Below are 13692 nucleotides of genomic sequence, written 5' to 3'. Positions count from 1 at the left end.
CTGCGGCGGCGGGTCTTTCCGTATATATTATGATCCTCATATCAAGGAGGGCGTCATGCCTGAGGCATACATCTACGATCACGTTCGTACCCCGCGCGGCCGCGGCAAGGCCGACGGCGCACTGCACGAGGTCACCGCGCTGGCGCTCGCCACGGTGCCGCTGAAGTCGCTCAAGGAGCGCAACAATCTTCCCGAGGATTCCGTCGATGACGTCGTGCTCGGCGTCGTCGACCCGGTCGGCGAGGCCGGCTCCGACATCGCCCGCTTCGCGGCGCTGAACGCCGGCCTCGGCGAGAAGGTGCCGGGCGTGCAGATCAGCCGCTTCTGCGCCTCCGGCCTCGATGCCGTGAACTTCGCCGCGGCCCAGATCATGAGCGGCCAGCATGAGCTCGTGATCGGTGGCGGCGCGGAATCGATGAGCCGCGTCGGCATCGGCGCCTCCGGCGGCGCCTGGCCGATGGATCCCTCGATGGCGGTGCCGGCCTATTTCATGCCGCAGGGCATCTCGGCCGATTTGATCGCGACCAAATACGGTTTCTCGCGTGACGACGTCGACGCTTACGCGGTGCAGAGCCAGCAGCGTGCGGCCAAGGCCTGGGACGAGGGCCGCTTCGGCAAGTCGGTGGTGCCGGTCAAGGACGTCAACGGCCTGACCATCCTCGCCAAGGACGAGCACATGCGCCCGACCACGACGATGCAGTCGCTGGCGCAGCTGCAGCCGTCCTTCGCGGCGATGGCGGCGATGGCCGGCTTCGACGCGGTGGCGATCCAGTCGCATCCCGAGGTCGAGAAGGTCAATTACGTGCATCACGCCGGTAATTCCTCCGGCATCGTCGACGGCGCCGGCGCCGTGCTGCTCGGCAGCAAGGAGGCGGGCGCCAAGCACGGGTTGAAGCCGCGGGCGAAGATCCGCGCATTCGCCAATATCGGCTCGGAGCCCGCGATGATGCTGACCGGCCCGGTCGACGTCACCGAAAAGCTGTTCGAGCGCTCCGGCATGAAGAAGTCGGACATCGACCTGTTCGAACTCAACGAGGCCTTCGCCTCGGTGGTGCTGCGCTACATCCAGGCGTTCGACATCGACAACGCCAAGATCAACGTCAATGGCGGCGCGATCGCGCTCGGCCATCCGTTAGGGGCGACCGGCGCGATGATCCTCGGCACCGTGCTCGACGAGCTCGAGCGCACCAACAAGGAAACCGCGCTGGTGACGCTGTGCATCGGCGGCGGCATGGGCACCGCCACCATTATCGAGCGCGTCTGAGGCGAGGGGAGCGAGCAACATGGCTTACAAGAATTTCAAGTTCGACGTCGACGCCGACGGCATTGCGCTCGTCACCTGGGACATCCCTGATCGTTCGATGAACGTGTTCGACGAGATCTCGACCCAGGAGATCGGCGAGATCATCAAGCAGACGACCAGCGATCCTGCGATCAAGGGTGTCGTGATCACCTCGGCGAAGGAGGCGTTCTGCGCCGGCGCCGACCTCTCGATGCTCGAGGGCATGAACCGCTCTTACGCGCAGCTCTTCAAGGAGAAGGGCGAGGAAGCCGCGAACCAGATGCTGTTCGAGCAGAGCCGCCAGATGTCGCAGTCGTTCCGCGCGATCGAGACCTCGGGCAAGCCGTGGGTCGCCGCGATCAACGGCCTTGCGCTCGGCGGCGGCTTCGAGATCACGCTGGCCTGCCACTACCGCGTCGCGGCCGAGAACCCGAAGACCCGGCTCGGCCTGCCCGAGATCAAGGTTGGCCTGTTCCCCGGCGCCGGCGGCACCCAGCGCGTGCCGCGTCTTGTGCAGCCGGCGGACGCGATGCAATTGCTGCTCAAGGGTGAGGCGGTCAATCTCACCCGCGCCAAGGCACTCAACCTGATTCACGCGGTGGTGCCGGCGGCCGATTTGATCAAGGCCGCGAAGGACTGGATCAAGGGCGGCGGCAAGGCGGTCGCGCCGTGGGACGAGAAGGGCTTCAAGTTGCCCGGCGGCCCCGTCTTCTCCAAGATGGGCATGCAGATGTTCCCGGCCGGCAATGCGATCTATCGCCGCGAGACCTACGACAATTATCCGGCCGCGCGCGCCATCATGAGCTGCGTCTATGAGGGCCTGCAGCTGCCGATCGACGCCGCGCTGCGGGTCGAGTCGCGCTACTTCACCAAGGTGCTGCGCTCGAAGGAAGCGGCGGCGATGATCCGCTCGCTGTTCCTGTCGATGCAGGAATTGAACAAGGGCGCTCGCCGCCCGGCGGGCATGCCGCCGACCAAGGTCAAGAAGCTCGCCGTGATCGGCGCCGGCTTCATGGGCGCCAGCGTCGGCTATGTCTCGGCGCAGGCCGGCATCGACGTCGTGCTGGTCGATCGCGACCAGGAGAGCGCCGACAAGGGCAAGGGCCACGCCAAGACCGTGGTCGACGGCCTGATCGCCAAGGGACGGATGAAGCAGGACGCGGCCGATGCCATCCTGGCGCGGATCTCGGCCACATCAGACTACAACGTGATCTCGGACTGCGACCTCGTCATCGAGGCGGTGTTCGAGGATCGCAAGGTCAAGGCGGATACCTATGCCAAGGCCCAGCCGCTGTTGAAGCCGGGCGCGATCTTCGCCTCCAACACCTCGACGCTGCCGATCAATTCGCTGGCCGAGGAGTTCAAGGACCAGGGCAAGTTCATCGGCATCCACTTCTTCTCGCCGGTCGAGAAGATGATGCTGGTCGAGATCATCCTCGGCAAGAACACCGGCGACGTCGCGCTGGCGACCGCACTCGACTATGTGCGCGCGATCGGCAAGACGCCCATCGTGGTGAACGACTCGAGGGGTTTCTTCGCCAACCGTTGCGTGATGCGTTACATCTCCGAGGGCAACGAGATGCTGCTCGAGGGCGTGCCGCCGGCGATGATCGAGAACACCGCCAAGATGGCCGGCATGCCGGTCGGGCCGCTGTCGCTGCAGGACGAGGTCGCGCTCGATCTTGGCCTGAAGATCACCAAGGCGACCGAGGCTGATCTCGGCCCCAATGCGATCGACCAGGCGCAGAAGAAGCTGATGGTCGAGATGGTCGAGAAGCAGGGCCGCTTCGGCCGCAAGAACGGCAAGGGCTTCTACGACTATCCCGAGAAGGGCAAGGGCCAGAAGAGCCTGTGGCCGGGGCTCGCCAATCTGCAGCCGAAGCACCTCGATCCCGACACGCTCAGCGTCGAGGAGTTGAAGCAGCGCTTCCTGGTGGTGCAGGCGGTGGAGGCCGCGCGCACCGTCGAGGATCACGTCATCACCGACGTGCGCGAGGCCGATGTCGGCTCAATCCTCGGCTTCGGCTTCGCGCCCTTCACCGGCGGTGCGCTGTCCTACATCGACTTCATGGGCACCAGGAACTTCGTCGCACTCTGCCACAGCTTCGAGAAGAAGTACGGCTCGCGCTTCACGCCGCCGAAGCTGCTCGAGGAGATGGCCGCCAAGGGCGAAACCTTCTACGGCCGCTTCCCGCCGAAGAAGCAGGCGGCGTAAACTTCTGAGGCGAACTCGCGCAGGATCAAGCCGGTCATCGATCCGACTTGATCCTGTTGTGCGACGGTCATGCGCGTCAAAGTCCCGCCACGCTCGTTCCCCACTGGCACCACGCTGCTGGCATCACTCTTGCTCGTCGATCGCCGGGGCGACGATCAGCGTGAGGGTGTCGTGCGATGAGTTCTGCGTTCAAGGAAGGAGCCGCGGAGATCGCGGCGAAGGATTCCTTGTCTTCCCTGCGGTCGTCGCGATGGCGGAAGCCGCTGCGTCTGCGGGGCAAGGGCCCGTCATGGGCCGGCCTCGCGCTACTCGTTCTGGCCGCGGATATTGTGCTCGCCGCGACGGTCTGGCAGGCCGTCAATTTCTTCCGCCATTGAGCCGTCAGTCCCCGGAGAGAGCAAGGCGCCGGCGAGATAGGCGAACTGGTTGAAGGCGAGACAGGCGACGACGATCGGAGCACCGGTGGCAAAGGAAAAGCCGTCGGATTGGAGCACGATCGCCGCGAGCACCGCGACCAGCGGCGACTCCAGCATCAATGTCCAAACCCGAAAGTACAAACTGGTTGCCAGCCCAACCAGGGTGCTGGTCAATAAAAGGGTAAAGGCGATCGTCACATTTTTAGACCAGTTGGAGCGGAGGGCGCGCCGCAGGTCATAGTCAGTCAGTTGGATCGCTCGAACAAGGACGGCCACGCCCTCAGCCGAAAGTAGTCTTAATCGGTAGAATGCCGATTAAATTGATTTTGTTCCAGCACGTCCTGAAGGTTTGCACCGTTCATTTCTCCCTGAAGGCGCGGTGGACCTGGTCGGCCAGCGGCTTCATCAAACAGGAGAGCACCGTCCGCTCGGTGGTCGGACACACCTCGACCGGCATGCCCGGCAGCAGATGGGTCGTGGCCAGCTTCTTCCTGTCGACAATTATCGGCAAGGGCCGGCCGCGTGGTGCCACGAGGCCGGCCTTGTTCGGCTCAGGCCGCCTTGAGCAGGCCTTCCTTCTTCAGCGCCTCCTGCACCTTCGGGCGCGCCGCGACGCGGGCCTTGTAGGCCGTCACGTTCGGCAGGCCGGAGAAGTCGAAGCCGAGCCGGTCCTGCGCCCACATGATCATGGTGAAGAGGTAGCCGTCGGCGACCGTGAACTGGTTGCCCATCAAATAGTCGCGTCCGGCGAGCTGGCTCTCGACATATTTGAACTTGCCCATGGCGCGGTCCTTGAAGAAGGCCTTGGCGTCGTCGGCGAGCACGGGCGAGAACATCGGACCGAGATTCTTGTGCAGCTCGGTCGTGGTGTAGTTCAGCCATTCGAGCAGCTTGTAGCGCTCGTTGGAGTCCCTCGCCGGTGCCAGCTTCTTGTCGGCGGCCTTGTCGGCGATCATCTGGATGATGATTGGCCCCTCGGTGACCATCTCGCCGGTATCCAGCGTCAGCGCCGGCACCTGGCCCTTGGGGTTCACCTGGAGGAAATCGTCGCCGTTTTCGAGCTTCTTGGCGCGGAGATCGACCTTGACCAGGTCGTAGGGCAGCCCGGCCTCGAGCAGGGCGATATGGGGGGAGAGGGAGCAGGCACCGGGGGTGTAATAAAGCTTCATAGGGGTATTCCTTCCCTTGTTCTTGGCGTCCGGAGAGGGATTGCCTACATGCGCCTGCATGAAATAGTCAAGATTGATGCAGATGCATTCAGTGCGGTACAGTCGGTGCCGGGACCCTATGAGCTAGACCATGAAACGCAAGCTATCGAGCGAGGCGACGGCCGCCTGGATCCGCCTGATGCGGGTGCCGAGCCGGGTGCTGGACTGCGTCGAGCAGGATTTGAAGAAGGCCGGTTTTCCGCCGCTCGCCTGGTATGACGCTTTGCTCGAGCTGTCCCGCGCGCCGTCGGGCGAGCTGCGTCCGGTCGAGCTCGAGCGCCAGATGCTGATCCCGCAATATTCGACCTCGCGGCTGATCGACAAGCTGGTCGACGAGGGGCTCGCCGCCCGCCGCGAATGCAAGATCGACAAGCGCGGCCAGTTCGTCGAGATCACCGAGGCTGGACGCGAGCTGCAGAAGCGGATGTGGAACGCCTATTCCGCCGCGATCGACAAGCATGTCGGCTCGAAATTATCCGACGCCGACGCAACCAGGCTGTGCGGCCTGCTCGACCGGCTCGGCTGCGCCTGCGGCGACGCCAAAGGCGACGTCAAGAACGAGACCAAGGCTGACAGCAAGGCTGCGCCTGCGCGAGACGGCGTGCCTGCCCGATGATATTGCTGATTCCATCATCCGCAGCCGTTGTGGCTCGCGGATGTCCCTGCCACCGCGCGCCTTCGATCGAAGCGCCTTTGAGTTGGATTATCTATGGCGCGTGACCAGATCGACATGACGCCGCTGCAGTCGCGCGACGAACTCGTGGCGTGGCTTGAAGCCGGCGTGAAGCCTGAGTCCGAATTCCGGATCGGCACCGAGCACGAGAAGACTCCGTTCACGCTGGAGGGCCATCAGCCCGTGCCCTATGAAGGCGCCAAGGGCATCGGCGCGCTGCTCGAGGGCATGAAGCTCTTGCTCGGCTGGGAGCCGATCATGGAGCGCGGCAACATCATCGGCCTCTATGACGTCACCGGCGGCGGCGCGATTTCGCTCGAGCCCGGCGGGCAGTTCGAACTGTCGGGCGCGCCGGTCGAAACCGTGCATCAGACGCAGTCGGAATTGATGGCGCATCTGGCGCAGGTGCGGGAGATCGCAACCCCGCTCGGCATCGGCTTCCTCGGCCTCGGCATGACGCCGTCCTGGTCGCGCGCGCAGATCCCCGTGATGCCCAAGGGGCGTTACAAGATCATGCGAAACTACATGCCGAAGGTCGGCAAATACGGCCTCGACATGATGTTCCGGACCTGCACGGTGCAGACTAATCTCGACTTCTCCTCCGAAGCCGACATGGTGAAGAAGCTGCGGGTGTCGCTGGCGTTGCAGCCGATCGCGACCGCCTTGTTCGCCAACTCGCCGTTCACCGAAGGCAAGCCCAACGGCTTCCTGTCGTTCCGTTCCGAGATCTGGCGCGACACCGACAATGCGCGCAGCGGCATGGTGCCGTTCGCGTTCGAGGACGGCATGGGCTTCGAGCGCTATGTCGATTACGCGCTCGACGTTCCGATGTATTTCGTCAAGCGGGGCGAGGAATATATCGACGTCTCCGGCTCCTCGTTCCGGGATTTCTTCGCCGGCAAGAATGCCGCCTTCCCGGGCGAGCGCCCGACCTTGTCGGACTGGGCCAATCACCTCTCGACGATCTTCCCCGAGGTGCGGTTGAAGCGTTACCTCGAAATGCGCGGCGCCGACGGCGTGCCGTGGGGCCGGCTGCCGGCGCTGCCGGCGTTCTGGGTCGGGCTGCTCTACGACAATGACAGCCTCGATGCCGCCTGGGACATCGTCCGCCACTGGACCGCGCCGGAGCGGCAGGCGCTGCGTGACGACGTGCCGCGTTTCGGCTTCAAGTCGCGGATCAAGGATCGCTATCTGTTCGAGATCGCCAAGGAGTGCCTGATCCTGTCGCATGCCGGATTGCGGCGGCGCGGCCGGATCGATCATCTCGGACGCGACGAGAGCCGCTTCCTCGAACCGCTCGAGCGCATCATCGAGGCCGGCCGCTCGCCGGCCGAGGAGATGCTGGAGAAGTTCAACGGTCCCTGGAAGGGCTCGGTGGAACCGGCCTATCAGGAATACGCCTTTTAGTCCCCGCTTGGATCCGATCCGGGCGTGAGGCGCGCGCGAACGGCGGTGGTGTCGCACCCGCCGTTCATCAGCCGTACAGGTTCATGGCGTTCAAATGACGCCCCGCGAAACGCGCGGGGCTGCGCGAATTTGAAAGCAATCTCATGGGGATAGGCCGCCTCTTTAGGGCGTGTGTGGTGGTGTTTGCGGCTCTCGCGGCCGCGGTCGTCGCACGCCCGGCATTGGCGCAGACCAATTTCGACCGCCCCGGCGGCGACTATCTCAACGCGCCGGTGACGACGGGCGATCCGGCCGATTGCGCGCTGACCTGCGAGCGTGACCGCCGTTGCCGCGCCTGGAGCTTCAACTATCCGACCGACGCCAATAATGGGGCGGTGTGCTGGCTGAAGAGCACCGTGCCGCCACGGGTGCAGAACGTCTGCTGCGTCTCCGGGGTGCGCGGCGCGGGCGTGGTCGAACCGCGCAACGGCGCCATCGAAACTTCGATCGACCGCCTCGGCGGAGACTACAAGAATTTCGAGCTGAAGAGCAGCGACGGCGACGAGGCCTGCCAGGCCGCCTGCACCGCCGACAACAAGTGCCGCGCCTGGACCTACGCCCGGCCCGGCTATGCCGGCCGCGACGCGCATTGCTTCCTGAAGAAAGAGATCAAGCCGCCGCGCCGCAAGGCGGGGTTCACGTCGGGCGTGGTGCGGTGAATCCGTAGCCCGGATGAGGCGAAGCGTAATCCGGGACCGCGCTCACCGTGGATGGGCCTGCCCCGGATTTCGCTGCGCTTCATCCGGGCTACGCGACGACGGGCTACTCCGCCGCCAGCACCGTGATCTCGGGCCAGAGCGCCTTCCAGCGCGCCGCCTTCGTCGCATAGTTCGCCGGCGAAAAGTTCGCGGTCCGGTTCGGCCGCACGATCATGCCGGCGACATCATCGAAACCGTTCGGCGCATAGACGTCGTGGCCGCGCGTGGTGCGGCGGATGCCGATCTGCGTGTTTTCGGTGAGGAAGCGATCGATGCCGTCGGTCGAACGCGACAGCGCCGGGTAGGGCAGGCCGTGCTTGTCGGGATACCAGAGATGGACGCGGGCCTGGTTGCGCACCTCGATCGCGACACCGAGACGGCCGAGCCGTGCCTTGAGCTCACGGATCACCGCATCCTCGGCCTCCCATGAGGTATCCGGATCGAAATAGAAGATGTCGTGGTCGCTGATGCCATGATCGAGCGGCCGGCTGGTCAGCACGTTCCACACGGTCTGCACCAGGCAGCCGGCGACCAGCCACGCATCGGGCAGACCGAGGCGGTACAACTCGTCGGTGATGGCTTGATTGGCCGGGTTGCGCAGCGCGGCTGCGAGGAATTCGTCCTGCGTCACGACGAGGCGGTCGCGTCGTAGTCCCGGACCGCCTTCTTCGACGCCAGCGTGCGCCAGTGCCGGCGCAGCAAGGGCTCGACGGTCTGACGTTTGGCCTTCGACAGGCGGATCAGGACCGTCGGGTAGTCGCGGTAGTGATCGGTGAAGTAGAACACCTTGGGCTGATGCTCGACCAGCATGTCGCGCTCCTCCGGCGGGACGCCCGGAATCACCAGGCTGTCGCCGTCCTCCTTGAGCCGCACCAGCATCTTGTTGCGCACCTTCAGCGCCGGCGTGCCGTAGGAAGAGCCGTCCTCGACCTCCGGCCATGCCAGCGCGATGTGCCTGATGTCGTCGAAGGTCACGACTATCATCCCGCAAGGAATGTAGCCCGGATGGAGCGAAGCGAAATCCGGGACATCTTGCAGAGTGGGAGATCCCGGATTGCGCAGCGCTCCATCCGGGCTACGCGTCTACTGCACCGAGGTGAAGAAGCGCGCGAGGCGGAAGCCTGAGAGCCAGGTCCAGACCGGCTGGCTGCGGATGCCGAGGTCCCAGGAGCCGACCACGGCGTCGGCGCGGCCGATCAGATTGTCGATCGGCAAGAGGCCGACGCCGCCGTCGCGCACCGGCACGCGGCTATCGGCGGAATTGTCCCGATTGTCGCCGAGCACGAACAGTTTGCCCGGCGGCACCGTCACCTCTTGGGTGTTGTCGAGCCGGCCGTTGTCGCGGATCTTGAAGATCGCGTGGTTGACGCCGTTCGGCAGCGTCTCGATGTAGCGATACGCCTCTTCGCCGCCGCCGCGATCGTCTTCGGCGAAGCCGGTGCCGTCGGGCTTCAGCGTCGCCGCATGATCGTTGATGAAGAGCTGACCCTGCCGCATCTGGATGCGGTCGCCGGGCAGCCCGACCACGCGCTTGACCCAGGCCTGCGAGCGGTCGCCCGGCCAGCGGAACACGACAACGTCGCCGCGCTTCGGCGCCTCGCCGAACACGCGGCCGGTTTCCGGCAGCGTGATCTGGATCGGCAGCGAAGCCGCGCCGTAGCCATAGGGATATTTCGAGGCGACCAGCGCGTCGCCGATCAGCAGCGTCGGCTCCATCGATCCCGACGGCACGTAGAACGGCTCCGCGATCGCGCCCTTGGCGAGGAACACGACGGCCACGATCGCGGCCAGTTGCACGGCCTGCCCGCGCCAGCTGGTCGGCTTGGCCGTCACGACTTCGTTTCCGCTGCTCACTAGCCCGTTCCTCCGACCGTAATCCGTTCCATCCTGAGCGTCGGTTGGCCAACGCCGACCGGCACGCCCTGGCCGTTCTTGCCGCAGGTGCCGATTCCCGTATCCAGCGCAAGATCGTTGCCGATCATGGTGATCCTGTGGAGATCGGTCGGTCCGTTGCCGATCAGCATGGCGCCCTTCAGCGGCGCGCCGAGCTTGCCGTTCTCGATCTTGTAGGCCTCGGTGCACTGGAACACGTACTTGCCCGAGGTGATGTCGACCTGGCCGCCGCCGAAATTGGCGGCGTACATGCCGTTCCTCACCGAGGCGATGATCTCGGCCGGGTCGCGGTCGCCCGACAGCATGTAGGTGTTGGTCATGCGCGGCATCGGCACATGGGCATAGCTCTGCCGACGACCGTTGCCGGTCGGCTTCATGCCCATCAGCCGGGCGTTCTGGCGGTCCTGCATGTAGCCGACCAGAATGCCGTCCTCGATCAGCACGGTGCGGTTGGTTGGCGTGCCCTCGTCGTCGATCGAGAGCGAGCCGCGGCGCGAGGCCATGGTGCCATCGTCGACCACGGTGACGCCCTTGGCCGCGACCTGCTGGCCCATCAGGCCGGCAAAGGCGGAGGTCTGCTTGCGGTTGAAATCGCCCTCGAGCCCGTGGCCGACGGCCTCATGCAGCATCACGCCGGGCCAGCCGGCGCCGAGCACCACGTCCATCTCACCGGCGGGCGCCGGCACCGATTCGAGATTGACCAGCGCCTCGCGCAGCGCGCCGTCGGCGGCGTCGCGCCAGGCCTTGGTCTCGATGAAGCGGGCATAGCCCTCGCGGCCGCCATAGCCCTTGCTGCCGCTCTCCTGGCGGTCGCCCTGGCCGGCGACGACGGAGATGTTGACGCGCACCAGCGGGCGGATGTCGCGATAGCTCTCGCCGTCGGGCCGCAGGATCTCGACCACCTGCCAGGTCGCGGTGAGGCTGGCCGAGACCTGACGCACCCGCGGGTCCTTGTCCCTGACATAGGCGTCGATCTCGCCGAGCAGCTTGACCTTGGCCTCGAACGCCGGGCCGTCCAGCGGGTTCTCGTCGCCATAGAGCTTGATGTTGGTGTGGGCGGGCGCCGCGGCGAAAGTGCCGGCATAGCCGCCGCGCACGGCCGCGACCGCATCCGCGGCGCGGATCAGCGCCGGGATCGAGACGTCGGAGGAATGCGCATAGCCGACCGCGTCGTCCTTGACCGCGCGCAGGCCAAAGCCCTGCGAGGTGTCATAGGTCGCCTGCTTCAGCCTTCCGTTGTCGAACACCAGCGCCTCGGTCTGCCCGAACTCCAGGAACAGCTCGCCGTCGTCGGCGCCTTCAAGGCCGCGGGACACCTCGCGGCGGACGGCATCGCGGTCCAGATTGGCGCGGTCGAGCAGGGAGGTCGTGGCGGGATTGGTCATGGTCACTCCGACGCAATGCGATTGCTTGGCGATTCCTCGTCATCCTTGCCTGAAGCGCAACTGATTGCCAGTGGGGAACCCGCAGCAGGGATTTCGGGGGATTGAAGCAGAGACGAGCGGAAAACTCATCTTACAACCCGGAAACCTGTACCGGTCCCGGTTCAGGCCCGGACGGCGATCACCAAAGATAGTGGTTGGGGTGGCAAACCGGGAGTGCCTGCGGCTGTACTGTCGATCACAGTGCCCCGTCGGCGTCCTCACCTTGTCGTCATCACCTTGAGCGCCGATCCGCCTTCCGCGGCGGGCTTTCGCGCTCGGCTGCATCGCCCGATTGCGGCTTCGGCTGTGCGGTGCCCTGCGCCGAGGTCGGAAAGCCATGCTCCTGTGCCCAGCGGTACAGTTCATCGAACACCGGCTTGAGCGCCTTGGCGGACGGCGTCATCTCGTACTCAACCCGGGGCGGCACCTCGGGATAGACCGTGCGCTTGACGAGGCCGTTGGCCTCGAGATCGCGCAGCTGCGTGGTCAGCATATGCTGGGTCACGCCGGGGATCGACTGGCGCAGCTCGCCGAACCGCCGCTTGCGCTCGACCAGTTGCCAGAGGATGTCGCCCTTCCATTTTCCGGCCAGCACCGACAGCGCGCGATGAAATTGCGCCGACAGGTCGCCGTTGCACGGCTCGGACGCCGCCGGAGGCTCGGCAGGCTCAATAGTCAGTTTTTTCATACTACCTCACAAAAAGCATCCTACTTGTTCTTTTCATCTTACTCCCGAATTTAGACCACCGAAAGCCGCGGGCCAGCCGCCGATCGGTCGGGTGGCCGCGGTCCGGCCTTACGAACAACTCGGGAGTCATCAATGTCAGTTGCAGTTGCCGCGGCGCCGTCGCGCTGGAAATCCGTCAGCCTCTGGGTCGTCAGGGGACTGCTCGCTTTGACCTTTGCCGCCGCGGGCGCGGCCAAGCTTTACGGCGTGCCGATGCTGGTCGAGGAATTCGAGCATATCGGGCTCGGTCAGTGGTTCCGCTATTTCACCGGATCGCTGGAGCTGCTCGGCGCGATCCTGATCCTGCTGCCCCCGGTCGCGGCGTTCGGCGGCGTGCTGCTGAGCTGCATCATGGTCGGCGCCACCATCAGCCATCTTTTCGTGATCGGCGGCTCGCCGGTGCCCGCCCTCGTGCTGCTGACATTGAGTGTGATCGTCGCCTACGCCAAGCGCAGCCAGTTCGCCCTGCTCGCGAGCGCGCCGTGAGGCGAGCGCGATGCGCGTCTCTCTCCGCAAGCTGATGGTCGTGACCGGGCTGGTGCTGGCCTTCGCGGTGCCGTTCGCCGCGACAATGCTGCTCACCGGTTCGGTCGCGGCGGTCTCGAAACCCGAGCCCAAGAAACCTGAGTCCAGCAAGCCGGAGCCGCGCATGCACCGCCTGGTGCTGCCGATCAACAGCGACGACCCGACCACGATGCGGGCGCTGATCTCGACCGCGCTCAACCTCCCGAAATATTATCGGGAGCGCAACGAGCCGTTCGAGATCGAGGTCGTCGCCTACAATGCCGGCGTCCACATGCTGCGCGCCGATACCTCGCCGGTGAAGGATCTGCTCCGGGTGGCGAGGGGGCTCACGCCGGACATCCGCTTCGTGGTCTGCGAAGCCACCAGGCTCGGCATGGAGCGCGCCGAGGGACATCCGCTGGTCCTGCTCGATCATGTCGACCTGGTGCCGAACGGGCCCGGGCGCATCATCGAATTGCAGGAAGCCGGCTGGTCCTACATCCGGTCCTGAGCGATGCAGCGATCAAGCCAAGCGGAGAATTTGTCATGACGTCAGCTCACGTACCGACGCGCCGTGCCGTCGTTGCCGGCATGATTGGCGCCGGCGCCTCGCTCGCAATGCCCACCGGAGCTGTGCTCGCAGCGTCGGGACCGCCGCAATTCGGCACCATCCGGCATCAGTTCACGCAGGTCGAAGGCGCCCGCCCGGTGCCGCCGGTTGCGATCCCGGCGCTCACCGGCGGTGCGCTTGATCTCTCCGCGTTCAAAGGCAAGCTGGTGCTGGTGAATTTCTGGGCCACCTGGTGCGCGGCGTGCCGGACCGAGCTGCCGATGCTGGACCGCCTTGCCGCCAGCGGTCGTCGCGATCTCGTGGTTATCGCTGTTAGCACCGATCGCAACCGCGCGCCGGTCGCGCCCTACGTCAAGCAGCTCAAGCTGCGCCACCTCGCGGTCGGCTTCGATCCCGGCGGTCTCGTGTCGCGCGTCGACGTCGCCGAGGTCGATACGCCGTTCGCGCTGTACGGCATGCCGATCTCATTTTTGATCGGCATCACCGGACAGGTCGAAGGCTACATGACGGGTGAGGCGGACTGGCTGTCCACGGAGGCGAGCGCGTTGTTCGACTACTATGCGGGAGTCCGCTGAGATGGCTTAGCCCGGATGAAGCGCAGCGAAATCCGGGACTGGTTCATCCGCGATGAGAGC

16 protein-coding genes are annotated in these 13692 nt (G+C 65.3%); 8 read left to right on the top strand and 8 right to left on the bottom strand.

The features are described 5' to 3' along the window. Positions 1-55 precede the first annotated feature (55 nt). Positions 56-1264, top strand: coding sequence for an acetyl-CoA C-acetyltransferase (locus ACVIYL_RS05000; protein WP_283065077.1), 1209 nt, complete (start codon positions 56-58; stop codon positions 1262-1264). 19 nt (positions 1265-1283) lie between these two features. Then, entirely contained in the window at positions 1284-3497 is a 2214-nt protein-coding gene (locus tag ACVIYL_RS04995) for a 3-hydroxyacyl-CoA dehydrogenase NAD-binding domain-containing protein (RefSeq protein WP_456777890.1), read from the top strand. 305 nt (positions 3498-3802) lie between these two features. On the opposite strand, the gene ACVIYL_RS04990 is transcribed toward ACVIYL_RS04995, so the two are convergent. The 3 genes from ACVIYL_RS04990 to gstA all read right to left on the bottom strand — a co-directional run bounded on the left by ACVIYL_RS04990 (position 3803) and on the right by gstA (position 5082). Continuing rightward, positions 3803-4189 carry a hypothetical protein gene (locus ACVIYL_RS04990; RefSeq protein WP_240536793.1) on the bottom strand — a complete coding sequence of 129 codons (387 nt, stop codon included), beginning with the start codon at positions 4187-4189 and terminating at the stop codon, positions 3803-3805. An 82-nt stretch (positions 4190-4271) separates the two neighbouring features. Further along, a complete protein-coding gene (locus ACVIYL_RS04985; RefSeq protein WP_456777889.1) occupies positions 4272-4424 on the bottom strand; it encodes a hypothetical protein in 153 nt (50 codons plus the stop codon). A 40-nt stretch (positions 4425-4464) separates the two neighbouring features. Beyond that, positions 4465-5082 carry a glutathione transferase GstA gene (gene gstA, locus ACVIYL_RS04980; RefSeq protein WP_456777888.1) on the bottom strand — a complete coding sequence of 206 codons (618 nt, stop codon included), beginning with the start codon at positions 5080-5082 and terminating at the stop codon, positions 4465-4467. 130 nt (positions 5083-5212) lie between these two features. On the opposite strand from gstA, the gene ACVIYL_RS04975 reads away from it, so the two are divergent. From ACVIYL_RS04975 to ACVIYL_RS04965, 3 genes are all read left to right on the top strand, one after another. Further along, positions 5213-5737: a MarR family winged helix-turn-helix transcriptional regulator gene (locus ACVIYL_RS04975; RefSeq protein ID WP_016847103.1), complete on the top strand. Its 525-nt coding sequence runs from the start codon at positions 5213-5215 to the stop codon at positions 5735-5737. A gap of 93 nt (positions 5738-5830) precedes the next feature. Further along, entirely contained in the window at positions 5831-7201 is a 1371-nt protein-coding gene (locus ACVIYL_RS04970) for a glutamate--cysteine ligase (RefSeq protein ID WP_092088053.1), read from the top strand. A gap of 143 nt (positions 7202-7344) precedes the next feature. Next, a complete protein-coding gene (locus ACVIYL_RS04965; protein ID WP_456777887.1) occupies positions 7345-7899 on the top strand; it encodes a PAN domain-containing protein in 555 nt (184 codons plus the stop codon). Positions 7900-8002: 103 nt separating this feature from the next. Here the strand turns inward: ACVIYL_RS04965 and ACVIYL_RS04960 are convergent, their stop codons facing one another. From ACVIYL_RS04960 to ACVIYL_RS04940, 5 genes are all read right to left on the bottom strand, one after another. Then, positions 8003-8569: a nucleotidyltransferase family protein gene (locus ACVIYL_RS04960; RefSeq protein WP_225642116.1), complete on the bottom strand. Its 567-nt coding sequence runs from the start codon at positions 8567-8569 to the stop codon at positions 8003-8005. After that, positions 8566-8913, bottom strand: a complete 348-nt coding sequence (locus ACVIYL_RS04955) for an MmcQ/YjbR family DNA-binding protein (protein WP_092088124.1) — start codon at positions 8911-8913, stop codon at positions 8566-8568. Before ACVIYL_RS04955 ends, ACVIYL_RS04960 begins: the two co-directional genes overlap by 4 nt. A gap of 108 nt (positions 8914-9021) precedes the next feature. Next, on the bottom strand, positions 9022-9792 hold the full coding sequence (gene lepB, locus ACVIYL_RS04950) for a signal peptidase I (RefSeq protein WP_456777886.1): 771 nt from the start codon (positions 9790-9792) through the stop codon (positions 9022-9024). Then, positions 9792-11216 (bottom strand): metalloprotease TldD, encoded by a 1425-nt coding sequence (tldD, locus tag ACVIYL_RS04945; protein WP_253625071.1) that lies wholly within the window; start codon positions 11214-11216, stop codon positions 9792-9794. The genes lepB and tldD overlap by 1 nt, the downstream gene beginning before the upstream one ends. 271 nt (positions 11217-11487) lie before the next feature. Beyond that, positions 11488-11943: a winged helix-turn-helix transcriptional regulator gene (locus ACVIYL_RS04940; protein ID WP_253604759.1), complete on the bottom strand. Its 456-nt coding sequence runs from the start codon at positions 11941-11943 to the stop codon at positions 11488-11490. A gap of 132 nt (positions 11944-12075) precedes the next feature. On the opposite strand from ACVIYL_RS04940, the gene ACVIYL_RS04935 reads away from it, so the two are divergent. From ACVIYL_RS04935 to ACVIYL_RS04925, 3 genes are read left to right on the top strand one after another with little or no spacing between them, the layout of a single operon-like run. Next, positions 12076-12468 (top strand): DoxX family protein, encoded by a 393-nt coding sequence (locus ACVIYL_RS04935; RefSeq protein ID WP_456777885.1) that lies wholly within the window; start codon positions 12076-12078, stop codon positions 12466-12468. A gap of 10 nt (positions 12469-12478) precedes the next feature. Continuing rightward, the gene (locus ACVIYL_RS04930) at positions 12479-12997 is read left to right on the top strand and encodes a DsrE family protein (RefSeq protein ID WP_456777884.1); all 519 of its coding nucleotides are present in this window, start codon (positions 12479-12481) and stop codon (positions 12995-12997) included. Between the two features lie 35 nt (positions 12998-13032). Beyond that, positions 13033-13632 (top strand): TlpA family protein disulfide reductase, encoded by a 600-nt coding sequence (locus ACVIYL_RS04925; RefSeq protein ID WP_253604751.1) that lies wholly within the window; start codon positions 13033-13035, stop codon positions 13630-13632. Positions 13633-13692: the final 60 nt, after the last annotated feature.

It is taken from the genome of Bradyrhizobium sp. USDA 3315 (assembly GCF_054056795.1).
This window is presented reverse-complemented; position numbering and strand designations above follow the sequence as displayed.